22 protein-coding genes and 2 pseudogenes are annotated in these 23,876 nt (G+C 58.1%); 10 read left to right on the forward strand and 14 right to left on the reverse strand.

Going from position 1 to position 23,876, the window contains the following annotated elements; translation table 11 throughout:
- Positions 1-373 precede the first annotated feature (373 nt).
- Positions 374-736: a DUF6124 family protein gene (locus AACY18_RS05615; RefSeq protein WP_339464485.1), complete on the forward strand. Its 363-nt coding sequence runs from the start codon at positions 374-376 to the stop codon at positions 734-736.
- 315 nt (positions 737-1,051) lie between these two features.
- A complete protein-coding gene (trxA, locus tag AACY18_RS05620; protein WP_339430299.1) occupies positions 1,052-1,390 on the forward strand; it encodes a thioredoxin in 339 nt (112 codons plus the stop codon).
- A 140-nt stretch (positions 1,391-1,530) separates the two neighbouring features.
- Here the strand turns inward: trxA and AACY18_RS05625 are convergent.
- Together AACY18_RS05625 and AACY18_RS05630 are read right to left on the reverse strand one after the other, a co-directional pair.
- A pseudogene (locus AACY18_RS05625) lies at positions 1,531-1,665 on the reverse strand (fructose-1,6-bisphosphate aldolase); the annotation flags it as partial.
- 238 nt (positions 1,666-1,903) lie between these two features.
- Positions 1,904-2,880: pseudogene (locus AACY18_RS05630) on the reverse strand (IS5 family transposase).
- An 817-nt stretch (positions 2,881-3,697) separates the two neighbouring features.
- On the opposite strand from AACY18_RS05630, the gene AACY18_RS05635 reads away from it, so the two are divergent.
- On the forward strand, positions 3,698-4,009 hold the full coding sequence (locus tag AACY18_RS05635) for a hypothetical protein (RefSeq protein WP_339430300.1): 312 nt from the start codon (positions 3,698-3,700) through the stop codon (positions 4,007-4,009).
- 100 nt (positions 4,010-4,109) lie between these two features.
- On the opposite strand, the gene fba is transcribed toward AACY18_RS05635, so the two are convergent.
- The 6 genes from fba to tkt all read right to left on the reverse strand — a co-directional run bounded on the left by fba (position 4,110) and on the right by tkt (position 10,447).
- Positions 4,110-5,174 (reverse strand): class II fructose-bisphosphate aldolase, encoded by a 1,065-nt coding sequence (fba, locus tag AACY18_RS05640; RefSeq protein WP_314570210.1) that lies wholly within the window; start codon positions 5,172-5,174, stop codon positions 4,110-4,112.
- 251 nt (positions 5,175-5,425) lie between these two features.
- On the reverse strand, positions 5,426-5,758 hold the full coding sequence (locus tag AACY18_RS05645) for an MliC family protein (RefSeq protein WP_339464486.1): 333 nt from the start codon (positions 5,756-5,758) through the stop codon (positions 5,426-5,428).
- A 57-nt stretch (positions 5,759-5,815) separates the two neighbouring features.
- On the reverse strand, positions 5,816-6,037 hold the full coding sequence (locus tag AACY18_RS05650; protein WP_221732334.1) for a hypothetical protein: 222 nt from the start codon (positions 6,035-6,037) through the stop codon (positions 5,816-5,818).
- Between the two features lie 34 nt (positions 6,038-6,071).
- Positions 6,072-7,235, reverse strand: coding sequence for a phosphoglycerate kinase (locus tag AACY18_RS05655; protein WP_221732335.1), 1,164 nt, complete (start codon positions 7,233-7,235; stop codon positions 6,072-6,074).
- Positions 7,236-7,247: 12 nt separating this feature from the next.
- Positions 7,248-8,300 carry an erythrose-4-phosphate dehydrogenase gene (epd, locus tag AACY18_RS05660; RefSeq protein ID WP_339430301.1) on the reverse strand — a complete coding sequence of 351 codons (1,053 nt, stop codon included), beginning with the start codon at positions 8,298-8,300 and terminating at the stop codon, positions 7,248-7,250.
- Positions 8,301-8,449: 149 nt separating this feature from the next.
- Positions 8,450-10,447 (reverse strand): transketolase, encoded by a 1,998-nt coding sequence (gene tkt / locus AACY18_RS05665; protein ID WP_339430302.1) that lies wholly within the window; start codon positions 10,445-10,447, stop codon positions 8,450-8,452.
- 259 nt (positions 10,448-10,706) lie between these two features.
- Here tkt and AACY18_RS05670 point away from each other — a divergent pair, with 259 nt between their 5' ends.
- The 4 genes from AACY18_RS05670 (at position 10,707) to AACY18_RS05685 (ending at position 15,313) form a co-directional block, all read left to right on the forward strand.
- Complete coding sequence (locus tag AACY18_RS05670; protein WP_339430303.1) at positions 10,707-11,702, forward strand: ArsR/SmtB family transcription factor; 996 nt, start codon at positions 10,707-10,709, stop codon at positions 11,700-11,702.
- 18 nt (positions 11,703-11,720) lie between these two features.
- Positions 11,721-12,911, forward strand: a complete 1,191-nt coding sequence (gene metK / locus AACY18_RS05675) for a methionine adenosyltransferase (RefSeq protein ID WP_339430304.1) — start codon at positions 11,721-11,723, stop codon at positions 12,909-12,911.
- Between the two features lie 232 nt (positions 12,912-13,143).
- On the forward strand, positions 13,144-14,820 hold the full coding sequence (gene ligB, locus AACY18_RS05680) for an NAD-dependent DNA ligase LigB (RefSeq protein WP_339464487.1): 1,677 nt from the start codon (positions 13,144-13,146) through the stop codon (positions 14,818-14,820).
- 97 nt (positions 14,821-14,917) lie between these two features.
- On the forward strand, positions 14,918-15,313 hold the full coding sequence (locus AACY18_RS05685; protein WP_339430306.1) for a DUF1090 domain-containing protein: 396 nt from the start codon (positions 14,918-14,920) through the stop codon (positions 15,311-15,313).
- 62 nt (positions 15,314-15,375) lie between these two features.
- Here the strand turns inward: AACY18_RS05685 and AACY18_RS05690 are convergent, their stop codons facing one another.
- Positions 15,376-15,825 (reverse strand): c-type cytochrome, encoded by a 450-nt coding sequence (locus AACY18_RS05690; protein ID WP_339464488.1) that lies wholly within the window; start codon positions 15,823-15,825, stop codon positions 15,376-15,378.
- Between the two features lie 128 nt (positions 15,826-15,953).
- Here AACY18_RS05690 and mltA point away from each other — a divergent pair, with 128 nt between their 5' ends.
- A complete protein-coding gene (gene mltA, locus AACY18_RS05695; protein ID WP_339430308.1) occupies positions 15,954-17,138 on the forward strand; it encodes a murein transglycosylase A in 1,185 nt (394 codons plus the stop codon).
- Positions 17,139-17,236: 98 nt separating this feature from the next.
- On the opposite strand, the gene AACY18_RS05700 is transcribed toward mltA, so the two are convergent.
- Positions 17,237-17,620 (reverse strand): MAPEG family protein, encoded by a 384-nt coding sequence (locus tag AACY18_RS05700; protein WP_339430309.1) that lies wholly within the window; start codon positions 17,618-17,620, stop codon positions 17,237-17,239.
- 38 nt (positions 17,621-17,658) lie between these two features.
- On the reverse strand, positions 17,659-18,492 hold the full coding sequence (locus tag AACY18_RS05705) for an EamA family transporter (RefSeq protein ID WP_339464489.1): 834 nt from the start codon (positions 18,490-18,492) through the stop codon (positions 17,659-17,661).
- Positions 18,493-18,764: 272 nt separating this feature from the next.
- Here AACY18_RS05705 and AACY18_RS05710 point away from each other — a divergent pair, with 272 nt between their 5' ends.
- Positions 18,765-20,027, forward strand: a complete 1,263-nt coding sequence (locus AACY18_RS05710) for a cation:proton antiporter (protein WP_339430311.1) — start codon at positions 18,765-18,767, stop codon at positions 20,025-20,027.
- Between the two features lie 83 nt (positions 20,028-20,110).
- On the opposite strand, the gene AACY18_RS05715 is transcribed toward AACY18_RS05710, so the two are convergent.
- Together AACY18_RS05715 and AACY18_RS05720 are read right to left on the reverse strand one after the other, a co-directional pair.
- On the reverse strand, positions 20,111-21,394 hold the full coding sequence (locus AACY18_RS05715) for an amidase (protein ID WP_339464490.1): 1,284 nt from the start codon (positions 21,392-21,394) through the stop codon (positions 20,111-20,113).
- A 58-nt stretch (positions 21,395-21,452) separates the two neighbouring features.
- Complete coding sequence (locus AACY18_RS05720; RefSeq protein ID WP_339430313.1) at positions 21,453-21,866, reverse strand: VOC family protein; 414 nt, start codon at positions 21,864-21,866, stop codon at positions 21,453-21,455.
- 111 nt (positions 21,867-21,977) lie between these two features.
- Between AACY18_RS05720 and AACY18_RS05725 the strand changes: the two genes are divergently transcribed.
- Entirely contained in the window at positions 21,978-22,838 is an 861-nt protein-coding gene (locus AACY18_RS05725) for a LysR substrate-binding domain-containing protein (RefSeq protein WP_339430314.1), read from the forward strand.
- Positions 22,839-22,849: 11 nt separating this feature from the next.
- Here AACY18_RS05725 and AACY18_RS05730 read toward each other — a convergent pair whose 3' ends face one another.
- The gene (locus tag AACY18_RS05730) at positions 22,850-23,731 is read right to left on the reverse strand and encodes a formate/nitrite transporter family protein (RefSeq protein ID WP_339430315.1); all 882 of its coding nucleotides are present in this window, start codon (positions 23,729-23,731) and stop codon (positions 22,850-22,852) included.
- Positions 23,732-23,876: the final 145 nt, after the last annotated feature.

Genomic DNA, 23,876 nt, shown 5'->3' on the forward strand with positions numbered 1-23,876 from the left:
CACAGGTAATTTGTCACCCGCCAGACCTTTTTAAACGCCGGTGTTTAAAGGCTCTCACCGTTACTTCCGGATGCCTACAACAGCTTGCGTCGTTGCCTACCACTACGCCAGAATCCGCCGGCTTGTGCGCCTGGCGGGCCATCGGTAACTTGATTCGCGTCACTGATTTCCAGTGATCGGGTTTAGTAGCCCGTGGTTACGCGATGCGCATTGGCACCATTCAGTCGGGCATAACCCGCGCTTGATGGTAGCTGTTCGCAGGGCGCCTTCGGGTGCGCCGGTCGCGTCTCCCCGGTCTACTAACCTGCGTTCAGCTGCCACCCTCTTCGTTTAGTAGCGATCCGGTGTCGGCTCCATTTACCGGAGACGAAACATGATCAGATCAACGCCACACCCGCCAGAAACAGATCCCGCATCCCCTTACGAATCCCTCGATTCAAAAAAACTCAACGACGCCGCCGAACGCGCCCTCGACCATTACCTCAAACCGTCCGCCTTCATCATGGCCAGCACGCATAAACCCGAGCCCATGTACTTCGCCAACCCGAAGTACAACACCGAATCCTTGCTGGCCAACGCCAGCGAAACCCTGGGCTCAGCCAGCGAAATGCTCAACAACTTCGCCGCCATGCTCGACACCTCACACCGCAAGACCGCGCTGGGCATCGCGCAGGTCGTCATGCTTGGTGAACTGGCGGTGAATCAGGCGCTGGATCATGTTGAGTTGAAGGAGTAGTTCTGTTCAGCAAAAAAGCAACCCGCCTCACGGCGGGTTTTTCATAACGTGGGTCAAAGCCGAGCGCTTGTTCAACAAACCTTTTAGCTAACGCTGGAACGCTGGCTCCACCTCGATTGTTTGATCATCGAGTTTTTTCAGTTCACATCTGGGTCTAGGTCACATAGCGAATTCATATAAAAAACTGTCAGTTATTACAGGTGACGCACGGCATATACCGTTCTAGATTCAACGAAGCAAAGCAACCTGCACAGGACAACGCGAGCCAGGCAATAACGTCTGGCCCGCCAGTGCTATTAATTCAAGGAAATCCCCATGAGCAGCGAACTGATAAAAAACATCACCGACGCTTCTTTTAAGCTCGATGTTTTAGAATCCGAGTTACCCGTATTGGTCGATTTCTGGGCGCAATGGTGCGCCCCTTGCAAAACGATGGCTCCAATACTGAACGAGATAGCCGAGGCTTACAAAGGCAAGCTGACCGTTGTCAAACTGAACGTCGATGAGAACCCTGAAACGCCGACCATGCTTGGCGTGTGCGGCATCCCAATGATGAAGCTATTCAAGGACGGAAGCGTCGTGGCGAATCAGACTGGCGCCGTGCCCAGACCTCAACTGGAGAGTTTCATAGAGGAGTCTCTCAAACAAAATTAACTCCGTTCGTTGCACTTCTGGTTTTTAAAAGCCCAGAGAAACACCCCATAAAATTCCAATTTCGCCACAATCTCTGTAAACGCCGCCACAAGAAACCCGCCGTCGGTGGGTTTCTTGAATCAGCAGCTAACACTCAGACTTTAGTTATCCTTGGCGTTCAACTCACCTTTCAGATAACGCTGGTACATCGCTTCCAGCGAGATCAGTTTGATCTTCGAAGCATTACCCGCATTACCGAACGCTTCATAACCCGCGATACAGACGTCACGCATCGCTGTGCGGCGGCGCTTACACAAAATCGAAGGGGATGGAGTAATTTAATAAATCCTCCCCCTTTTCCGGTCCTTTTTCTGTCCAGTTTTTCTTTATGGAAGGTCTGAAGTAGTCACCGATGTTTTGATATCCCTTCATTGGGCGCTCAAAAAATCGATGACCTGACAAAAATCAGGCTTTGGCGCTTTTTAATTCATGTCTTTTCCTTGAATCACACCTTTTCTCGGTGCATTTCGCGCATCACGGGCGCACCTCTCCTGCATTCAACAACCGCTTTCGCACCATCCAAAGATTCGACAACGCGAACAACGTCGTCTGCTGAGCGATGTTTTTCGCCAGACCACGAAAGCGCACTTTCGTATACCCAAACTGACGTTTGATCACGCGAAATGGATGCTCAACTTTGGCCCGTACCTGAGCCTTCGCGTATTCGATTTTTCGGCACACCTGAGCGATCAAACCCTCCTTGCCGTGTTTCTTGTACGTGCTGGGCCGGGCGGCAATCGACCAGATCATCTGGCGATCCTGATGCTCAGGACGCTTATCCACACCGGTGTAACCGGCATCGCCGCAGACGTACGTTTCCTCGCCATGCAGCAACTGATCGACCTGGGTCACATCCGCTACATTCGCCGCCGTGCCCACCAGGCTATGTACCAAACCGGATTCGGCGTCGGCGCCGATGTGCGCTTTCATCCCGAAAAAATACTGATTGCCTTTCTTGGTCTGATGCATCTCGGGGTCACGTTTGCCGTCCTTGTTCTTGGTCGAGCTCGGCGCATGAATGATCGTCGCATCGACCACGGTGCCTTGGCGCAACAGCAGGCCGCGGTTACCCAGATAGCCGTTGATGACCTGCAAAATCCCGCCGGCCAATTCGTTTTTTTCAGCAGGCGCCGGAAGTTGAGGATCGTGTTTTCATCGGGAATTCGATCCAGATGCAGCTCGGAAAACTGGCGCAGGATCGTGATCTCGTAAAGTGCTTCTTCCATCGCCGGATCGCTATAGCCGAACCAGTTTTGCATCAGATGCACCCGCAACATCGCCATCAACGGATACGCCGGACGACCACCTTCGCCTTTCGGATAGTGCGGTTCGATCAAGGCAATCAGGCCCTTCCAGGGCACGACCTGATCAATCTCGATCAGGAAGCGCTCGCGGCGGGTCTGCTTACGTTTGCCGGCGTACTCGGCATCGGCGAAGGACATCTGTTTCATCGGAGCTCAACCGTTCGATTCGTGTGAGGCGGGTATTTCAGCAGATCGGGAAGTCTTTTTCAGAGTTTCCCTAAACCTTCGTTCATGGGTAGATGAACGCTTTCACGTCGCAGAAGTTGAACGTTCGCCGAGGTCGAGACCTGCTGAGCGGACAAAAAAAATCCGATGTTACAGATCCGGCATCGGATTTCCAGAAAGTCCAGCGTGAGTTCAAATACTTAAATAAACAGCATTACGCATGGCTGCAGGTTTTCGGTCCTTGCTTTCACTCCGGTTGCTTGGGAAGTGTATAGGGCGCCGGTCCCCTTGAGTTTTTGATTACCTCTGTCGATGACGCTGGTTCCGGCGGAATCGTTACGGGTGCCGGACCTTTCTCTTTCGGTGGTAAATCCTTCTTGCTCATGAGTCAGTCCTCCATTACCAAGTTGAACCCCAAGCCTGTGCGAAAACAATAAAAACGACCACTGTCAAACCTGACAGGTATCAATATCGAATTCGAATTATCCACCGCACGATCCGTTCTATGAAATATAGAATTCAACTCCCGCCTTTAGTAGCGATACGGTGTCAGTTCCGGTCGAATTGAAAGGACCGCGCGCCTGGCCGGCGGATTTTACATATGTGACCCCAAGGTAGCTCTAATTACGCCCATAGAAAGACTATTGTTTATCGCGAAACAACATTAAAACCTGTCAACTCTGACAGGTGACGAAGTACAAGACACCGTTTAACTTCAACTCCGCAACTAGCAAAAACAGGCAAAGCAACAAAACAATTCCCACCATCCACTATTAACCGCACGAAAAGGATTTTTATAATGGGCAAGCTCGTTGGTAACTTCTATGGCGCCTATGGCGGATCCAACATTTATCTATATGTCACTTACAGTGATGACATCGGTGGAGCAGTAACAGCAACCGCCAGTGTTAGCGGCCCCACGGGCACACTGACAGGACATCAAACCATTGGCGCAACCACCACAACGGTTATGCTGACAGGTACAATCGGAGAAAACGCGGAAAGTTGGACATTTAACACTTCAGATTTCAACACCTTAACTGGAGGCCGTAACTATGCAGGCCCCAACGGCGTCTGGACTTATCAAGGTTTTGGACTTGGGCGAACTTAAGGCTTCCTGCAACTTCAAAGGGGAAATCATTCACCTCTAAAAAACACAAAAAAACCCGCCTCACGGCGGGGTTTTTTTTAAACCAGTCTAACGCTCAGGCTTAGTTAACCTTGGCGTTCAACTCACCTTTCAGATAACGCTGGTACATCGCTTCCAGCGAGATCGGTTTGATCTTCGAAGCATTACCCGCAGTACCGAACGCTTCATAACGAGCGATACACACATCACGCATTGCAGTCACGGTGGCGCCGAAGAATTTACGTGGGTCGAATTCGCTCGGGTTGGTAGCCATCAGGCGACGCATGGCGCCAGTGGACGCCAGGCGCAGGTCGGTGTCGATGTTGACCTTGCGCACGCCGTACTTGATGCCTTCGACGATTTCTTCAACTGGCACGCCGTAGGTTTCTTTGATGTCGCCGCCGTACTGGTTGATGATCGCCAGCCACTCTTGTGGCACCGACGAGGAACCGTGCATCACCAGGTGGGTGTTCGGGATGCGTTTGTGGATTTCCTTGATGCGGTCGATCGCCAGCACATCACCGGTCGGTGGCTTGGTGAACTTGTACGCGCCGTGGCTGGTGCCGATGGCGATGGCCAGGGCATCAACCTGAGTCTTCTTGACGAAGTCAGCGGCTTCTTCCGGGTCGGTCAGCATTTGGCTGTGATCCAGAACGCCTTCGGCGCCGATGCCGTCTTCTTCACCGGCCATGCCGGTTTCCAGCGAACCCAGGCAGCCCAGCTCGCCTTCTACCGAGACGCCGCAGGCGTGCGCCATGGCCACGGTTTGTTGGGTCACGCGGACGTTGTAGTCGTAGTCGGTCGGGGTCTTGCCATCTTCGCCCAGGGAACCGTCCATCATCACTGAGCTGAAGCCCAGTTGGATGGAGCGCTGGCAGACGTCAGGGCTGGTGCCGTGGTCCTGGTGCATGCACACCGGGATGTGCGGGAATTCTTCGATCGCGGCCAGGATCAGGTGACGCAGGAATGGCGCGCCGGCGTATTTACGGGCGCCGGCCGAAGCCTGGACGATCACCGGGGAGTCAGTCTTGTCAGCGGCTTCCATGATGGCGCGCATCTGCTCAAGGTTGTTGACGTTGAAAGCTGGAACGCCATAGCCGAATTCGGCTGCGTGGTCCAACATCTGGCGCATGCTGATAAGTGCCATTGTGTGTGTCTCTCCCGGTTGAGGGTCGTTAATCGTGCCAGCCTGCCGGAGCGGCGGCGGCTATTCAAGTGATTGCAGATCGGGGGTTGAGGCCCGGTCTGGTGATTCGGTAAAGCAAAATCCTGAGAACTACACAGAACCCTGTGGGAGCGAGCCTGCTCGCGAAAGCAATCTTGCAGTCGCTGATGCATTGCCTGTCAGACCGCTTTCGCGAGCAGGTTCGCTCCCACATTAGAACTGTGGTGTGTCAATTACTGCGCTTTACAGCCGCGGCCAATCAGGTCATTGGTGGCGACCCAGTACACCAGGCCTTCCTCTCCCTTGACGTGAAACGCCAGCATGCCGTCGCTGTACAGCGTGCCCGAGGCGCCCGGCTCTTCTTTCAGGCGATAGACCTGATCACCGCCGCCCAAACGGACGTCGACTTCCTTCTTGTCGGCATCGGCGTAACGCCACAGCACTTTGGCCTGGCTGTCGCAGGTCCAGGTCGTCCAGTTATCCGCCGGGGCGGACGACTGAAACAGGTTCAACTGCGCGCAACCGCCCAACAATGCCAACGCCGCAATGGCGATCAAGCCTTTCATCCGTGTTCCTCGACCGGCAGCGCACGCCGCCAGCCCTGAGTTAAAGAGTCAGACCCGTCAAGGACAACCATGTTCCTTGGCCGGGGTTTGCGTCTCGTATTTCTCCAGACCGTCCGGCCCCGAGCGCTTGTTCAGCACCGGGTTGGTTTCGGCCTGCCAGTCGGCCTGATAACAGCCCTTGTTCAACTCGCTGGGTGCCGGTGTCGCTTCGGCCTTCGGGTTGCTCCCGCAGGCCGCCAGCGTACCGGTCAGCAGCAACAGTGCTAACGACTTGACCATGTGACCACTCCTTTGCCTGGCCAAACGGGTGGCCTCAGGCCTTGGCCCGGGTTTCCAGGACTTCAACGGCCGGCAGCACTTTGCCCTCGACGAATTCGAGGAACGCGCCACCACCGGTGGAAATGTAGGAGATTTGCTCAGCCACGCCATATTTATCGATGGCGGCCAGGGTGTCGCCACCGCCCGCAATGGAGAACGCAGCGCTGTCAGCGATGGCCTGGGCCAGCACTTTGGTGCCGTTGCCGAATTGGTCGAACTCAAACACGCCGACCGGGCCGTTCCACAGAATGGTTTTCGACGATTTCAGCAGTTCGGCGAAGTTCGCGGCGGTCTGTGGGCCGATGTCCAGAATCATGTCGTCGGCAGCGACGTCAGCGATCAGTTTGACGGTCGCCTCAGCGCTTTCAGCGAATTCCTTGGCGCACACAACATCGACCGGCAGCGGCACGCTGACCTTGGCGGCGATGGCGCGAGCGGTGTCCAGCAAGTCCGGCTCGTACAGCGACTTGCCAACCGGGTGACCGGCAGCGGCGAGGAAGGTGTTGGCGATGCCGCCACCGACGATCAGTTGATCGCAGATCTGGCTCAGGCTGTTCAACACGTCGAGCTTGGTCGAGACCTTGGAGCCGGCAACGATGGCCGCCATTGGCTTGGCCGGAGCGCCCAGGGCTTTGCCCAGTGCATCCAGTTCAGCGGCCAGCAACGGGCCAGCGGCGGCGACTTTGGCGAACTTGGCCACGCCGTGGGTCGAGCCCTCGGCGCGGTGCGCGGTGCCGAAGGCGTCCATCACGAACACATCGCACAGGGCGGCGTACTGCTGGGCCAGTTCGTCAGCGTTCTTTTTCTCGCCCTTGTTGAAGCGCACGTTTTCGAACAGCACGATGTCGCCAGCCTTGACGTCAACGCCGCCCAGGTAATCAGCCACCAGCGGCACTTCACGGCCCAGCGCCTTGCTCAGGTAGTCAGCGACTGGCTTGAGGCTGTTCTCGGCGGAGAATTCGCCTTCGGTCGGACGGCCAAGGTGCGAGCACACCATGACGGCGGCACCTTTTTCCAGGGCCAGCTTGATGGTCGGCAGCGAAGCCAGGATACGCGCGTCGCTGGTGACGACACCGTCCTTGACTGGGACGTTGAGGTCTTCGCGGATCAATACGCGCTTACCTTGCAGATCGAGGTCGGACATCTTCAACACGGTCATGGGTCGCACTTCCTACGGTTTTTTTGAAGTTGCTGTTTGCAGATAGTGTTCTGCAACGTCCAGCATTCGGTTGGCAAAACCCCATTCGTTATCGAACCAGGCCAGGATGTTCACAAGCTTTGGGCCTGAGACACGGGTCTGGCTGGCATCGACGATGGCCGAATGTGGGTCATGATTGAAATCACAGCTTGCGTGGGGAAGCTCGGTGTAAGCCAACAGGCCTTTGAGCGGGCCGCTGGTGGCGGCTTCACGCAAGATCCGGTTGACTTCATTGGCGTCGGTCGCGGTGGTGGTCTGCATCGTGATGTCGAGGCAGGAGACGTTGACCGTCGGCACGCGTACGGCTTTGGCCTGAATTCGCCCGGCAAGTTCCGGCAGCAGACGCTCGATACCGCGCGCCAGACCGGTGGACACCGGGATCACCGACTGGAACGCCGAACGGGTGCGGCGCAGGTCTTCGTGGTGATAGGCGTCGATCACTGGCTGATCGTTCATCGCCGAGTGAATGGTGGTGATCGACACGTAATCCAGACCAATGGCCTTGTCCAGCAGACGCAACAGCGGCACGCCGCAGTTGGTGGTGCAGGAGGCATTGGACACCAGCAGTTCGTCGCCGGTCAGGCAATCCTGATTGACGCCGTAGACGATGGTGGCGTCGACATCCGCCTCGCTGGCCATTGGCTGCGAGAACAACACGCGTGGCGCGCCGGCGTCGAGGAAACGCTGGCCGTCTTCACGGGTGTTGTAAGCGCCGGAGCATTCAAGCACCAGATCGACGCCCAGGGACGCCCAATCGATGCCTTCGGGAGTGGCACTGCGCAGGACCTTCACGCAGTCGCCATTAATATGCAGACAATCGCCCTCAACCCGCACTTCGCCGGGAAACCGGCCATGAGTGGAGTCAAAGCGTGTCAGGTATTCAATGCTGGCCATGTCAGCCAGATCGTTGATTGCGACAATTTCAAACCCGGCTTTTTCGCCTCGCTCAAACAACGCACGCAAGACGCAACGACCAATCCGGCCGTAGCCGTTGAGTGCAACTTTGTAAGGACGCGGTTGAGGCATGGGGTTCTCGATTACCGTTTGAATCCGTTATTGCAGTGGCGTCTGAACCACCGCTTTCGCGAGCAAGCCCGCTCCCACATTGGAATGCACTTTCCTGTGGGAGCGGGCTTGTTCGCGAAGGTGTCAGTCCGGACGACGCGACTTCTGGATCAGTCTTCCAGCAGTTCTTCAGCCTGACCCAGGATGTTTTCCAGGGTGAAGCCGAACTCTTCGAACAGTGCTGGCGCAGGCGCCGACTCACCGTAAGTGGTCATGCCGATCACGCGACCTTCCAGCCCCACGTACTTGAACCAGAAGTCGGCGTGAGCCGCTTCGATCGCAATACGCGCGCCAACCTGCAACGGCAGGACGGCTTGCTTGTAGCCAGCATCCTGAGCATCGAACACGCTGGTGCAAGGCATGGAAACCACGCGCACCTTGCGGCCCTGCCCGGTCAGTTTGTCGAAGGCTTGAACAGCCAGGCCGACTTCCGAACCGGTCGCAATCAGAATCAGCTCCGGCTCGCCTGCGCAGTCCTTCAGCACGTAGCCACCGCGGCTGATATCGGCGATCTGGCCAGCATCACGGGTTTGGTGCTGCAGGTTCTGACGCGAGAAAATCAGCGCCGACGGGCCGTCCTTGCGCTCCAGAGCGTTTTTCCAGGCCACAGCCGATTCAACGGCATCGGCTGGACGCCAGGTGTCGAGGTTCGGCGTGGTACGCAGGCTGGTCAGTTGCTCGATCGGCTGGTGCGTCGGGCCGTCTTCGCCCAGACCGATGGAGTCGTGGGTGTAGACGTGGATCACGCGCTGCTTCATCAGAGCGGACATGCGCACGGCATTGCGAGCGTATTCCATGAACATCAGGAAGGTCGCGCCGTAAGGCACCAGGCCGCCGTGCAGGGTGACGCCGTTCATGATGGCGGTCATGCCGAATTCGCGCACACCGTAGTACATGTAGTTGCCGCTGGCATCTTCAGCGCTGACGCCTTTGCAACCTTTCCACAGGGTCAGGTTGGAACCGGCCAGGTCGGCCGAACCGCCAAGCAGTTCCGGCAGCAGCGGGCCGAACGCGTTCAGGGTGTTCTGACTGGCTTTACGGCTGGCGATGGTTTCGCCTTTGGCAGCGACTTCAGCGATATAGGCCGAGGCTTTCTCCGAGAAGTCAGCCGGCAGTTCACCGCTCAGACGACGGATCAGCTCGTTGGCTTCAGCCGGGAACGCGGCGGAGTAGGCAGCGAAACGCTGATCCCACTCGGCTTCAACGGCGCGGCCAGCTTCTTTGGCATCCCACTCGGCATAGATGTCGGCCGGGATTTCGAACGGGCCGTGGTTCCAGTTCAGTGCCTGGCGGGTCAGAGCGATTTCCGCGTCACCCAGTGGGGCGCCGTGGCAGTCTTCTTTGCCCTGTTTGTTTGGCGAGCCGAAGCCGATGGTGGTCTTGCAGCAGATCAGGGTCGGCTGCGCGCTCTTGCGCGCGGTGTCGATGGCAGTCTTGATCTCTTCCGGGTCGTGACCGTCAACGTTGCGGATCACTTGCCAGTTGTAGGCTTCGAAACGCTTCGGGGTGTCATCGGTGAACCAGCCTTCGACTTCGCCGTCGATGGAGATGCCGTTGTCATCGTAGAAAGCGATCAGCTTGCCCAGACCCAGAGTACCGGCCAGGGAAGCGACTTCATGGGAAATGCCTTCCATCATGCAGCCATCACCCAGGAAAACGTAGGTGTGGTGGTCAACGATGTTGTGGCTCGGACGGTTGAACTGCGCCGCCAGGACTTTTTCTGCCAGCGCGAAACCCACCGCGTTGGCCAGACCCTGACCCAGCGGGCCGGTGGTGGTTTCAACGCCCGGGGTATAACCGAACTCCGGGTGACCCGGGGTGCGGCTGTGCAGTTGACGGAATTGCTTGAGGTCGTCGATCGACAGGTCGTAACCGGTCAGGTGCAGCAACGAGTAGATCAACATCGAGCCGTGGCCGTTGGACAGCACGAAGCGGTCACGGTCAGCGAACGATGGATTGCTCGGGTTGTGCTTGAGGTAGTCGCGCCAAAGTACTTCGGCGATATCTGCCATACCCATAGGGGCACCGGGATGGCCGCTGTTGGCTTTTTGCACGGCATCCATGCTGAGGGCACGAATGGCGTTGGCACGCTCACGACGGCTAGGCATCGCTGATCTCCTGGGTGTGAATAGATTGAAACGGAAAAAAGGAGGGCATTTTCCCTCACCGGAGCGCCTCGGGGCAATGACAGATAGTCATCCGGAGGCGTTTTTCCCATGGTTAGCGGCCGATTGTGCGGGTGAAACCTTTCCGCTGCTGGTTTGTAGAGTTAACCCGTCAACGAGAAGTGCCATCTATCGTGCAATATCAAAACTTTTTGATATTGCCCTTGCAGTGCTTTGTGCCCATCAATAGACTGCCTGCCCTATGAACTTACACGCGCCTTCCATTCGACATGATGATTGCGACGAGCTGGCAGCCCTGTGCAAGGCCGGCGGCGATCCGCTGCGGCTGAATGTATTGCGCGCGCTGGCCAACGATTCGTTCGGTGTACTGGAACTGGCGCAAATCTTCGGTATCGGTCAGTCGGGCATGAGCCATCACCTTAAAGTGCTGGCCCAGGCCGATCTGGTGGCGACCCGCCGCGAAGGCAACGCGATCTTTTATCGCCGCGCCCTGCCCCACACCGAACTGCTCGGCGGCAAACTGCACGCGGCATTGTTAGAAGAAGTCGACAATCTGACCCTGCCCGCCGATGTTTTGGCGCGCATCGCTCAGGTTCACGGACAACGTGCGGCGGCCAGCCAGGACTTTTTCGCCCGGGTGGCGGAGAAATTCCGCGCCCAGCAAGACTTGATTGCAGGCCTGCCGCAGTACCGCGACAGCGTGCTGGCCCTGCTCGACAAACTGAACTTCAATGGTGCTGCCACGGCCATTGAAGTCGGACCCGGCGATGGTGCTTTTCTGCCGGAACTGGCCAGCCGCTTCAGCACCGTCACCGCGCTGGACAACAGCCCGGCGATGCTCGAACTGGCGCGTCAGGTATGCGTTCGCGAAGAACTGGCTAACGTCAGCCTGCAATTGGCCGATGCATTGAACAGCTCCAGCCTTCAGGCCGATTGCGTAGTGCTGAACATGGTCTTGCACCATTTCGCCGCGCCGGCCGAAGCGCTCAAGCACATGGCCAACCTGCTGCAACCGGGCGGTAGCTTGCTCGTAACAGAGTTATGTAGCCACAACCAGAGTTGGGCCAGGGAGGCCTGCGGTGATCTGTGGTTGGGGTTTGAACAGGATGATTTGGCCCGTTGGGCCACCGCTGCGGGACTCGTTCCCGGGGAAAGCCTCTATATAGGCTTACGTAATGGTTTCCAGATCCAGGTTCGCCACTTTCAGCGACCGGCTGGCGACACTCACCATCGGTAAATTCAGGAAAACATCGAGATGAGCGAATACTCCCTCTTCACCTCCGAGTCCGTGTCTGAAGGACATCCGGACAAAATCGCCGACCAGATTTCCGATGCGGTGCTGGACGCCATTATTGCCCAGGACAAACACGCACGCGTTGCGGTGGAAACCCTGGTCAAGACCGGCGTGGCCATCGTAGCCGGTGAAGTGACCACCAGCGCCTGGGTCGACCTGGAGCAGATCGTTCGTGACGTGATCTGCGACATCGGCTACACCAGTTCCGAAGTCGGCTTCGACGGCGCCACTTGTGGCGTGATGAACATCATCGGCAAGCAATCCCCGGACATCAACCAGGGTGTTGACCGCGCCAAGCCTGAAGATCAGGGCGCCGGCGACCAAGGCCTGATGTTCGGCTACGCCAGCAACGAAACCGACGTTTTGATGCCAGCGCCGATCACCTTCTCGCACCAACTGGTGCAGCGTCAGGCCGAAGCCCGTAAATCGGGTCTGCTGCCTTGGCTGCGTCCAGACGCCAAGTCGCAAGTCACTTGCCGTTACGAAGGCGGCAAGGTTGTCGGTATCGAGGCGGTTGTCCTGTCGACCCAGCACAACCCTGAAGTGTCGTACAAAGACCTGCGCGAAGGCGTAATGGAGCTGATCGTCAAGCACGTACTGCCTGCCGAACTGCTGAGCAAAGACACCCAGTTCCACATCAACCCGACCGGCCAGTTCATCATTGGCGGCCCGGTAGGTGACTGCGGCCTGACCGGTCGCAAGATCATCGTCGACAGCTACGGCGGCATGGCCCGTCACGGCGGCGGCGCGTTCTCCGGCAAAGATCCTTCGAAGGTTGACCGTTCGGCGGCTTACGCTGGCCGTTATGTTGCCAAGAACATCGTCGCTGCCGGCCTGGCCGAGCGTTGCGAGATCCAGGTGTCCTACGCCATTGGTGTGGCTCAGCCGACGTCGATCTCGCTGAACACCTTCGGCACCGGCAAGATCAGCGATGACAAGATCATCAAACTGGTGCGTGAAGTGTTCGACCTGCGTCCATACGCGATCACCACCATGCTGGACCTGCTGCACCCGATGTACCAGGAAACCGCAGCGTACGGCCACTTCGGTCGCACGCCGCAAACCAAGACGGTTGGCGAAGACACCTTCACCACCTTCACCTGGGAAAAAACCGACCGCGCCGACACCCTGCGTTCTGCTGCCGGCCTGTAATTCCCTGGCGGCATGAAAAGCCCCGCACGGTTCGCGCCGTGCGGGGCTTTTTCTTGCCCCAAATGCGAGGCTGAATTCAACCGATACACCTGCACAAGCGGGCTTGCCCGCGAAGACACCCGAACAGGCGACATCAATTCCCGATCAGAAACACCCCGCAAAACACCCCACACACCCAATCTGGAATCCTCGCCTAGCCTTCAAGCACTCCCCTTGAGCAAGGACGCTCACGATGTTTGCCACACTGCGCCTGTTGATGACTTTTCTGCTGACGCTCCACAGCTTCAACGCCCAAGCCGAATGCCCGAACTGGCCTCCGGCCCAAGCCCAACGCGAAATCACTACCCTGCAAAACCAGATCGACCAATGGGACGACGCCTATCACCGCCAAGGCCGCTCATTGATTGCCGACGAACTCTACGACCAATCACGCTTGCGACTAAGCGATTGGCGCCAGTGCTTCAACTTGCCATTGACTGCCGCGCCTTTGCGCACAGCCTCTGGCACAGTGGCGCACCCCGTCGCCCATACCGGCCTGGACAAACTTCATAAAGCCGAAGCCGTTGAGGCCTGGCTTCGGGATCGCAAGGATGTCTGGGTACAGCCCAAGGTCGATGGCGTTGCAGTGACGCTGATGTATCGCGGCGGACGTTTGCACCAGGCGATCAGTCGGGGAGACGGCATCAGCGGGCAGGACTGGACCGCATCGGCGCGCAAGATCGGCGCCATTCCCCAACAACTCAAGCAACCGCTGGATTTGCTCGTGCAAGGCGAACTCTATTGGCGACTGAGCGAGCATGTGCAAGCACGCGCCGGCAGCGTCAACGCCCGCGCAATCGTCGCCGGACTGATGGGCCGCAAAGCCCTGAGTTCGGAGCAAGCCGCCGGGATCGGACTGTTCGTCTGGGACTGGCCGCAAGGGCCTTTGGATCTGGCCGAACGAACATCCACCCTGGCGACATTGGGTTTCGCCTCGACCGAGCGATACAGCCATCCCGTCGCCCACCTCGCAGACGCGCAGAAGTGGCGCGATCACTGGTACCGCTCGCCCCTGCCGTTTGCCACCGATGGCGTCGTTCTGCGCCAAAGCCAGCAGCCGTCCGCCGAGCGCTGGCAGGCGCGTGCACCCTACTGGGCCATCGCCTGGAAGTATCCGTTCGCTCAGGCGTTGGCCGACGTGCGCAAGGTCAACTTCAACATCGGCCGCACCGGGCGCATCACCCCCGTACTCGAACTGACACCCGTCATGCTCGACGACCGGGAGATCAAACGGGTCAGCGCCAGCTCTCTGAAACGCTGGCAGGAACTGGACATTCGCCCCGGCGATCAGGTGGCAATCAGTCTCGCCGGGCTGACGATTCCGCGCCTCGACCGTGTTGTGCTGCGCACGACCGAACGCGCAGACATTTACATCCCCGACTCCAGCGAATTTCACGCACTCAGCTGTTGGCAACCGACAGCGGGCTGCGAAACCCAGTTTCTCGCCCGCCTGACGTGGCTCAGTGGCAAACAGGGGCTGGCCATGTCGCAGGTCGGCCGAGGCACCTGGGAGAAACTTCTGGAAACAGGCCGTCTGAACAACCTGCTGGATTGGTTGACCCTCGACGAGCCAGAGCTTGCTAACATTGCCGGCTTTGGCGAACGCAGCAGCGTGCGCCTGATGGACAGTTTTCGCAGTGCACGGCAACAACCGTTTGCACGATGGCTCAAAGCGCTGGGCTTACCGCCCACCGGCCAGGCACAACTGGCCGACTCATGGCAGGCGCTGGCACAACGCGACACCGCACAATGGCAGGCAGAGCCCGGCATCGGCCCCGATCGCGCAGCGCAGTTGAGCGCATTCTTCCGCGAACCGCAGGTGCAGGCACTGAGCGAAACCTTACACGCCGCCGGAATCGACGGTTTCTGAACATGCAAACCCGGCGCGCCGGGAACCCAACGGCCACCGAGGCGCTCCAACAGCGCAGTGCCCAACCGACCCGATTGCCCTTGCACATGGAGCTCTTATGAAATTTCTTGCACCGCTCGCCCTGCTCACCCTCTGCGGTGTGATGGCCGCCCCCGTGATGGCCGCTGAAGACGCTCCAGGCCTGACCGGCTGCGCAGCCAAGAAGCAAGGCATCATGAACCAGATCGAGCAGGCCAAGTCGCGCGGCAATGCCGATCAGCAGACAGGGCTGGAAACGGCGCTGCGCGAAGTCACCGAACATTGCACCGACGCCGGCCTGAAGAAAGAGCGCGAAAACAAGGTGCTCGATGCCAAACACGACGTCAGCAAGCGCCAGGCGGATCTGGACAAAGCCATGAAGAAAGGCGATCCCGAGAAGATCAACAAACGCAAAGACAAACTGGCCGAGGCGCGCAAGGCATTGCAGGAAGCGCTGGACGAAATCGATAAATAAGAAGCCGGCAAGCTGCCTGACGTCATCGCGAGCATGCCCGCGATGACGTCAGGCTACAAAGATCAATGATCCCGAAACTTTTTATGGCAAGCGCTGCAGGCATCTTCAACTTTCTGTACCGCAGGCCCCAGGTTACTGGCCTTGTAGGGCTGAACCTGGCTGGCGATCACCAGCTCACCGGTCGCCGCTTCAAGGGTACGGGCCATTTCCTGAAAACGGGCCTGGTTCTGCCAGACATCGTCCTTGGCGCTGGTGTGATCTTCTTCGCGAACTTGCGGGAAATGCTTCCAGGGCTCATGGGACAACGCATCGAGCTTGACGGCACCTTCGGCGAACTTCGGTCCGTCGAACGGAACGCGCCCACGCAACATGCCGCCCAGGTTTTCACTGGTCTTGAGCATTTGTTTGAAGATCGCTTTGCGTTGACCCAGCGGGGAATTCGGATCGACACCGCCGCAGGCGGACAAGGTCAGACAGGCCAGCAATACAACAGAAATTCTTTTAAGAGTCATGGTGGCTTCAGGTCACGGAATTCGGCGGCCAGTATCCTCGCCTCACCGACAAACACCAATAGCCCTATTAAAAATACGGATTGCTTGAGCGCATGGAGCTCTCGGGCAGCCAGCACAGGAATCACTCCATGAACAGCCGTTTAAAAGCCTGGCGTCACCCGCTGATCGCAACGCTTGCGCTGCTGGCAATGCTGGCTGGTTGTACCGGCGGCGACGACGCCAAACCGAAAACCCACGCCTTGGCCACTTACTCCAGCGCAACGTGGGAAGCATTGCCGGCCGTGTCCGACAGCGATCTGGTGGCCGGTTTCGGTTCGTGGCGCAGCGCTTGCACCCGACTCAAGGCAGATCCGGTCTGGGGCGCCACCTGCGCAGCGGCGACCAATGTTTCGCAGAGCGCCAAGGAGATCCGCGCGTTCCTCAAGCAGAACCTCGACGTGTTCGGCTTGCGCGCCGAGAACGACAACCCCAACGGCTTGATCACCGGTTACTACGAACCGGTCTACCCCGGCAGCCTGACGCCAACCGAAACGGCCAATGTGCCGGTGTACGGCGTACCGGAGGACATGATCATCGTCTCCCTCGACAGCATTTATCCTGAGCTCAAGGGCAAGCGTCTGCGCGGTCGCCTCGAAGGCCGGGTGCTCAAGCCGTATGACGATGCCGCAACCATCGAATCCAAAGGCGTGAAAGCACCCGTGGTGGCTTACCTCACCGACCCGATGAATCTGCAATTCCTGCAGATCCAGGGTTCCGGGCGGATACAGACGGCGGACGGCAAACAACTGCGTATCGCCTACGCCGACCAGAACGGTCACCCGTACCGACCAATCGGCCGCTGGCTGGTCGAGCAAGGCGAGTTGAAGAAAGAAGACGTCACCATGGGTGCGATCAGCAACTGGGCCAAGGCCAACCCTTCGCGCATCCCGGAACTGCTGGCCAGCAACCCGAGCTACGTGTTCTTCACGCGCAACCCGGACAGCAATGAAGGCCCGCGCGGGTCGTTGAACGTGCCACTGACGGCCGGTTATAGCGCGGCGGTAGATCGCAAGGTCATTCCGTTGGGCAGCCTGTTGTGGCTGTCGACCACCCGTCCGGACGGCACGGCTTTGGTGCGGCCAGTGGCGGCGCAGGATACCGGCGGCGCGATTGCCGGCGAAGTTCGTGCAGATCTGTTCTGGGGCACTGGCGATGCAGCCGGGCAACTGGCCGGGGACATGAAGCAGCAGGGGCAGATCTGGATGCTCTGGCCCAAAGGTGTCGCGTTGCCACAAGTGCCGCAGGTGGCAGACACAGCCAAAAACAAACCTTAGGTTACTCGCGCTTTCGCGAGCAAGCCCGCTCCCACAGTTGGAATACATCCCCGTGGGTGCGGGCCTGCTCGCGAAGAGCCAGTAGCCACACCCCAGAATCAGATCGACACAAAGAAGAACGAAGCAATCAATCCCATCCCGACAAACCACACCAGCGACCGCAAAATCGCCCAGTCCGCCAGATAGCAGATGATGTAAAGCAGGCGACTGGTGATAAACAGCACCGCCAGCACATTGACCGTCACCAACTGCGCCGTGCCCACCAGATGCGCAACGATCACCGCCGCCGCAAACGCCGGCATCACCTCAAAGCTGTTCATCTGCGCCGCATGCGCCCGCCGGGCTACGCCACCGACGCTGTCGAGAAAATCCCGGGGATCATGATTGTCGCTCAGCCTGAAACCGCCCGAGACCTTGGCCACAATCGTGCACACATACGGCAAAAAGATCGCAATCAACACACACCATAAAGCCACCGTCATAACGCCATCCTTTTTCGAGTGATAGGGTTTGCGGGCGGTCAGAACTTCATGACCAGCATGCCGATCAGCACCAGCCCACAGGCTAAGAGCCGCGGCCGACCGAAAGGTTCTTTCAGATAACGCATGCCGAACAGCACCACCAGGATCACGCTGATCTCGCGCAACGCCGCTGCCTCGGCAATCGAGCCCAATTGCATCGCCCACAGCACCAGAGCGTAGCTGAACAACACGCAGAACCCGACCGCCAGCCCCAACTTCCATTGCTCACGCCAGAACTGTATGAACGCCGAGCGCTTGGAGGCCCACGCCAGCAAGGGAAATGGCCAGGCGCTGAGCAGCGTGACCCAGACCAGGTAATCCAGCGGATGCGACCAGCGCCGCAACGCTTGACCATCGATGTAGGTGTAGCAACCAATGCACAGGCCGATAAGCGCCACCACGGGCAGCATCGACCACGGTAAATGTTTACCGCCGCCGCCCTGCCACAGCAGGCATGCCATCCCGAACGGAATCAGCATGATGCCGAATATCTGCTGAGTGCTGAGTTCCTCACCGGCAAAGATCAGCGTCAGCGCCAGCACCACCAGCGGCGACAAACCACGCATCAGCGGATAGACCAGCCCGAGGTCGCCGACCCGATACGCCTGAATCAGCAGATAGCGATACAGCAGTTCAAAAGCTGCCGAAGCCAGAATCCACGGCCAGATGTCTGCGGGAGGCAAGCTCACAAAGGGCAACGCGACAGCGACAAACAACAGCGCCACGCTGTCCATGCACGCCACCACCAGCAGCCGCTCGGCGCTGAATTTGATCAGGGTATTCCACGCCGCATGCAGCAGCGCCGCTATCAACACCAGAGCCGTCGCCAGCACACCCCACTCCTTTTTTGTGGTTGACCCTGCACCCGTCAGTCAGGTTATGGATGCGTGATATATCAGCAACTGCTTATACCGCAAGCGATCACGCCGCACTCCATTGCACACTGATAAACAGCACCGGCTCCTTTCCCTCCGGGAGAGGGCCGGGGTGAAGGTCTCTTCATCGGATCACACCTCACTGTGTCCCCAGCCTGATTCAGCCCATCCAACCCTTGCACTGAAGAATCGGTGCGCTGTCTTTCCACACCTCATCCCAAGGACCCCGGATGCTCGAGCTCGTAGCCGCTTTCATCTGCCTCACCACCCTGCTCACCTTCGTCAACTTCCGCTTCATCGGCCTGCCGCCGACCATCGGCGTGATGGTGACCGCACTGATGTTTTCCTTGCTGCTACAGGGTCTCAGCGTGCTCGGCTATCCCGGCCTCGAAGAGCGTGTGCAGCAACTGATCGGCCAGATCGACTTCGGCGATTTGCTGATGAACTGGATGCTGTCGTTCCTGCTGTTCGCCGGCGCCTTGCACGTCAATCTGAATGACCTGCGCAGCTATCGCTGGCCTATCGGCCTGTTGGCAACCGTTGGTGTCTTGATCGCTACCACGCTGATCGGCAGCCTTGCCTACTATATTTTCGCGCTGTTCGGCTGGCACGTGAGTTTCCTCTACTGCCTGTTGTTCGGTGCGCTGATTTCGCCCACCGACCCGATCGCGGTGCTCGGTGTATTGCGTACCGCCAATGCCTCAAAACCACTGAAAACCACCATCGTCGGCGAGTCGCTGTTCAACGACGGTACCGCCGTCGTGGTGTTTACCGTGCTGCTGGGCATTGCCCAACTCGGCGAAACCCCGACCGTCAGCGCCACGGCCATGCTGTTCGCTCACGAAGCCATCGGCGGCGTGCTGTTCGGTGGGCTGATCGGTTATCTGGTCTATCTGATGATCAAGAGCATCGAGCAGCACCAGATCGAAGTGATGCTGACCTTGGCACTGGTGATCGGCGGCTCGGCGATGGCCAGTGAGTTGCATGTTTCGGCACCGATTGCGATGGTGGTTGCCGGACTGATCATCGGCAACCTGGGCCGCAACCTGGCGATGAACGACATGACGCGCAAATACCTCGACGGCTTCTGGGAGTTGCTCGATGACATGCTCAACGCCCTGCTGTTCGCGCTGATCGGCATGGAGCTGTTGTTGCTGCCGTTCAACTGGTTGCACGTAGCAGCGGCGAGCTTGCTGGCGGTGGCGATCCTGCTGTCGCGCTTGCTCACCGTGGCCCCAGCGATCCTGCTGTTGCGGCGCTGGCGCACCGTGCCACGCGGTACCATCCGCGTGCTGACGTGGGGCGGGTTGCGCGGCGGGGTCTCGGTGGCCCTGGCGCTGTCGCTGCCACTGGGGCAAGAGCGTGATCTGCTGCTGAGCATCACCTACATCGTGGTGCTGTCATCGATCCTGCTTCAGGGCCTGACCATTGGCCGCGTCGTTCGCGGGGTGACCCGTGCACAGAACGTCAGCGCTGCCGATTCAGCACACTGACAGCTCAATCAGGCACCTTCGCAGAGCACTCGCTCTGCGACGGCCTGCTCAGCATCCCGAGCAGATGCCACAGCGCCCACGTATTAACCAGCAGCTCTCAGCACCGCATCAACCTGCTCGGCAGCGTGTAACAGAATGCTGTCGCCTCTAAAACTTCCAATCATTTGAAGCCCTGCGGGTAACGCCCCGATATCGCGAACCAGAGGGAGGTTAATTTGAGGCAAGCCAAACGCCATCCAGAATTTGCTGAAATCGGAAGGTCCGGTAGCGCCCAGGCCCATCGGAGCGACGATGCCACAACTTGCCCCCAGGACGGCATCGAAAGGCTCGAATATCGGTTCCAACACCGTGGCCAACGTTGCCAAACGCTTCTTTGCCGCTGACTCTTGCTCCCACGTCGTCAGACTGGCGCGCTCGATCATGGCCAATAATTCTTCACTTAGTTTGTCAGGATGCGCTTGCAGTTCTTTGGCCAATGAACGAGCGCCCTCGCAATCGTTTATCAGCAGATGGTCATCAAATACCGCAGCAAACTCCTCAGGCAGCAACACCTCGCTCACTTGATGTCCCGCCGATCTCAGTTCTTCAACAGCAGCGTCCAGTGATTGCGCCACATCCTCGTCGACCTGATCCCAACGGGCGGTACGACAGAAGCCGAACTTACATAAACGACGATCATTAACACCCTTGGCCAAACCGGGGATCAAGACTTGAGCCATCAGTTCCAGATCACGCACGGAGCGGCCATACCAACCCACCGTATCGAAGCTCGGCGCCAAGGGTTTGACCCCCTCTAGAGAAATCAACCCATACGAAGGTTTGAACGCATACAGTGCGCAATAGGATGCTGGCTTGATCAATGATCCGGCTGTCTGTGAGCCCAATGCGATTGGAAAAAAGCCTGCCGCCATTCCCGCTGCCGAACCGGCACTTGAACTTCCTGGAGTTCTGTCAAGATCATGTGGGTTGCGGGTTGGACCGGTATGCATGTAAGCGAATTCGGTGGTATGGGTCTTGCCCATGATGACGGCTCCGGCCTGGCGCAGAAGCGCGACGACATGAGCGTCACGCGAAGGCCGGTTGTCCTCATAGATGGGGGAGTAAAAACGGGTGGGATGATCCAGGGTGTCAAAGATGTCTTTGACCCCCACGGGCACACCCGCCAGGAGGCCTTTCGCATCGCTGTTTTTTAATTGGCAAGCTTGACTGCGCACCTTGTCCGGGTCGAAGGACACAAACGCATTTATGCTTCGCTCTTGCGATTCGACACATTCAAGAAAGTGCTCGGCGACCGTTTCTGCGCTCACGACACCAGAACGCACCATGTGCGAAATGGCAGTGGCGTCTGCGTTATTAAAAGTTTGCATATCGCTCCTTGGGCTTCCCTTCGAAAAGCACTTGATGGGAGTGCACTACATGGAAACTTCAAGCGGCAAAAACTGACTGCAAGTCAGTGAAGCCTTTTATCTCGATAGGATTTGCGGCGGGATCCAGAAAAAACATGGTTGCTTGCTCACCAGGCTCTCCTGGAAAACGAATGCTGGGGGGCAGAACAAAATTCACTCGGCCTTTGATCAAACGGTCTTTTAAAACAATCCAGTCCGACATCTCGAGTATCACGCCAAGATGGGGCATCGGTACGTCGTGCTCACCTACTTTCCCTGTGTTAGTTACCCTAAAGGGCTCTCCCAAATGCAACGACAATTGATGCCCGAAAAAATTGAAATCGACCCAGGTATCGGTGCTACGACCTTCCTCACATCCCAGCAACTCACCATAGAACTGGCGGGAAAGTTCCAGATCGCTGACGTGAATAGCAACATGAAAAATAGACTGCATAGGTAGCTCCTGAAGGTCGCCGGAAGACGGAAATAACTGGCGACTTGAAGACTGTGCGATTTATATCAAAAGAGATAGCATGTAATTTTTTCGATATCGAAAGTATTTCTTATGGATACGCGTTACTTGAAGAGCCTCATCGCCGTCGTGGAATCAGGCTCCATAGCACATGCCGCACGCATCGAAGGGTTGACGGCAGCGGCGATCAGCCAGCGAGTGCTCGTGCTCGAACGGCAACTCGGTTTTGAGCTGCTATCTCGCGTCGGGCACGCAGCCAAGCCGAGTCAAGCCTGCCTTGGTTTATTGCCCAGAGCTAAACGCATCGTTCGCGAAATCGAATTACTGGCCGCAGATGCTGACGTGCGGGGGCTTACCGGGCAGTTGAGAATAGGCGCTGTTTCTACTGTTCTCACGGGGCTGCTACCCGGGGCATTGCGAGCACTGACCGAGTTGGCGCCGGGGCTCACGCCGGTCATCGTGCCCGGAACATCGCGGTCGTTGTATCAAGCGCTTCTTTCGGGAGAAGTGGACGCTGCGATCCTCGTCGTTCCGCCGTTTGAGTTGCCTAAAGCCCTGCAGGCGGTATCGCTACGCAAGGAACCTCTGGTGTTTCTGTCGAAGCAAGAGTGCGCCGATAGCATCCCGACCCAACTGATGACCCAACCGTACATCCGCTACGATCCTGATTCGTGGGGTGGGCGGCATGCCGAACATTATTTGGCGGACCATGGATTGATACCGACGCCGTTGGTAGATCTGGATGCATTGGAGACCATCGCCATGCTCGTGACTGGAGGTCTTGGCGTGAGCCTCGTGCCTTATTGGTCGGGCTTTGAACAATGGGGCCATAAATGTGCCGTGAGCCGGGTTGGCAATGATCGGTATGACCGAGAGATCGCGCTGATCAGCTATGTTCAGACTGACCGGCCGAACATGATGAGCGCTTTGTGCAAGGCACTTTCAACCGCCTAGCCTGACCGCACTCAATCCTTCTTCGATTTGCCATAAGCGTCGTCAGGGGCGGCGGATTTCACTGGCCGGCTTTCGCTACGGATTTGCGCATGACTGATCAGCGCGAAGATGAAGCTACCGCCAATGATGTTCCCGGCCAGCGTCGGCCCTGCGAACACCATCCAGAAATCACTCCACGGCAACTCGCCGGCAAACACCAGATACGACACTTCTGCCGAACCCACCACGATATGGGTGAAATCGCCGAGCGCCATGAGGTAAGTGATGAGGATGATGATCCAGATCTTCGCGCTCTCCATGGACGGAATCATCCAGACCATGGTGGCGATCATCCAGCCGGATACGATGCCTTTGGCAAACATCTGGCTTGGCTGGTTTTCCATGACCTTGCGACCGATTTCGAGAAAGGCCAGGTCCGTGTTGTTATCGAAAATCGGCAGTTCCAGCATTCCGTAAGCCACCAGAATGGTGCCGCACAAGTTGCCGACCAACACCACTGTCCACAGGCGGATCAGACGAGCAAAGTTGGCCAGGGAGGGTTTGCTCATCACCGGCAACACGGCAGTCAGGGTGTTTTCGGTGAACAGTTGCTGGCGGGCGAGAATGACCGCGAGGAAGCCGGCGCAGTAGCCGAAGCTGGCAATCACCTTGAACGCTTCACCGTCGGGCAGGCGAGAGTTGAGCAAGCCCATGGCCATGAGCGACAACCCCATGGTCAGCCCGGCGGCCAGCGCCGACCACCACAACGCAGCGATGCTGCGCTCCAGTTCATGATCACCTTGGGAGCGAATGATTTCGTGCAGCACCGCCGCACGGGGCGGTTGGCTTTCCTTGACATCGTCTTGCTCTTTGGCCGAGAGGTCAGGGGTCTTGCCGTCTGTAGGGGTTGTCATAGCGTCGGAACCGGTGGGGGCTTTTAGCTACGACCTCCGGCGCTCATGGCTGTTCAGTAGGCGGGAAAATCTTCGCCGCCTGCCACACCGCCCTCGCGGGCAAGCCCGCTCCCACAGGGGCTGCGCTGAAACTGCGGGAGCGTGA

Source organism: Pseudomonas sp. EA_65y_Pfl2_P74 (assembly GCF_963970575.1).
Lineage (GTDB): Bacteria > Pseudomonadota > Gammaproteobacteria > Pseudomonadales > Pseudomonadaceae > Aquipseudomonas > Aquipseudomonas baetica_A.

Bases quoted from the DNA above. Each gene is read 5' to 3' on its own strand.
- AACY18_RS05710 (WP_339430311.1), top strand. From the start codon at position 18,765: ATGCTCGAGCTCGTAGCCGCTTTCATCTGCCTCACCACCCTGCTCACC.
- AACY18_RS05685 (WP_339430306.1), top strand. From the start codon at position 14,918: ATGAAATTTCTTGCACCGCTCGCCCTGCTCACCCTCTGCGGTGTGATG.
- AACY18_RS05615 (WP_339464485.1), top strand. From the start codon at position 374: ATGATCAGATCAACGCCACACCCGCCAGAAACAGATCCCGCATCCCCT.
- mltA (WP_339430308.1), top strand. From the start codon at position 15,954: ATGAACAGCCGTTTAAAAGCCTGGCGTCACCCGCTGATCGCAACGCTT.
- AACY18_RS05715 (WP_339464490.1), bottom strand. From the start codon at position 21,394: ATGCAAACTTTTAATAACGCAGACGCCACTGCCATTTCGCACATGGTG.
- AACY18_RS05700 (WP_339430309.1), bottom strand. From the start codon at position 17,620: ATGACGGTGGCTTTATGGTGTGTGTTGATTGCGATCTTTTTGCCGTAT.
- ligB (WP_339464487.1), top strand. From the start codon at position 13,144: ATGTTTGCCACACTGCGCCTGTTGATGACTTTTCTGCTGACGCTCCAC.
- AACY18_RS05730 (WP_339430315.1), bottom strand. From the start codon at position 23,731: ATGACAACCCCTACAGACGGCAAGACCCCTGACCTCTCGGCCAAAGAG.
- AACY18_RS05645 (WP_339464486.1), bottom strand. From the start codon at position 5,758: ATGAAAGGCTTGATCGCCATTGCGGCGTTGGCATTGTTGGGCGGTTGC.
- AACY18_RS05650 (WP_221732334.1), bottom strand. From the start codon at position 6,037: ATGGTCAAGTCGTTAGCACTGTTGCTGCTGACCGGTACGCTGGCGGCC.
- AACY18_RS05670 (WP_339430303.1), top strand. From the start codon at position 10,707: ATGAACTTACACGCGCCTTCCATTCGACATGATGATTGCGACGAGCTG.
- fba (WP_314570210.1), bottom strand. From the start codon at position 5,174: ATGGCACTTATCAGCATGCGCCAGATGTTGGACCACGCAGCCGAATTC.
- metK (WP_339430304.1), top strand. From the start codon at position 11,721: ATGAGCGAATACTCCCTCTTCACCTCCGAGTCCGTGTCTGAAGGACAT.
- tkt (WP_339430302.1), bottom strand. From the start codon at position 10,447: ATGCCTAGCCGTCGTGAGCGTGCCAACGCCATTCGTGCCCTCAGCATG.
- AACY18_RS05690 (WP_339464488.1), bottom strand. From the start codon at position 15,825: ATGACTCTTAAAAGAATTTCTGTTGTATTGCTGGCCTGTCTGACCTTG.
- AACY18_RS05635 (WP_339430300.1), top strand. From the start codon at position 3,698: ATGGGCAAGCTCGTTGGTAACTTCTATGGCGCCTATGGCGGATCCAAC.
- AACY18_RS05655 (WP_221732335.1), bottom strand. From the start codon at position 7,235: ATGACCGTGTTGAAGATGTCCGACCTCGATCTGCAAGGTAAGCGCGTA.
- epd (WP_339430301.1), bottom strand. From the start codon at position 8,300: ATGCCTCAACCGCGTCCTTACAAAGTTGCACTCAACGGCTACGGCCGG.
- AACY18_RS05720 (WP_339430313.1), bottom strand. From the start codon at position 21,866: ATGCAGTCTATTTTTCATGTTGCTATTCACGTCAGCGATCTGGAACTT.
- trxA (WP_339430299.1), top strand. From the start codon at position 1,052: ATGAGCAGCGAACTGATAAAAAACATCACCGACGCTTCTTTTAAGCTC.
- AACY18_RS05725 (WP_339430314.1), top strand. From the start codon at position 21,978: ATGGATACGCGTTACTTGAAGAGCCTCATCGCCGTCGTGGAATCAGGC.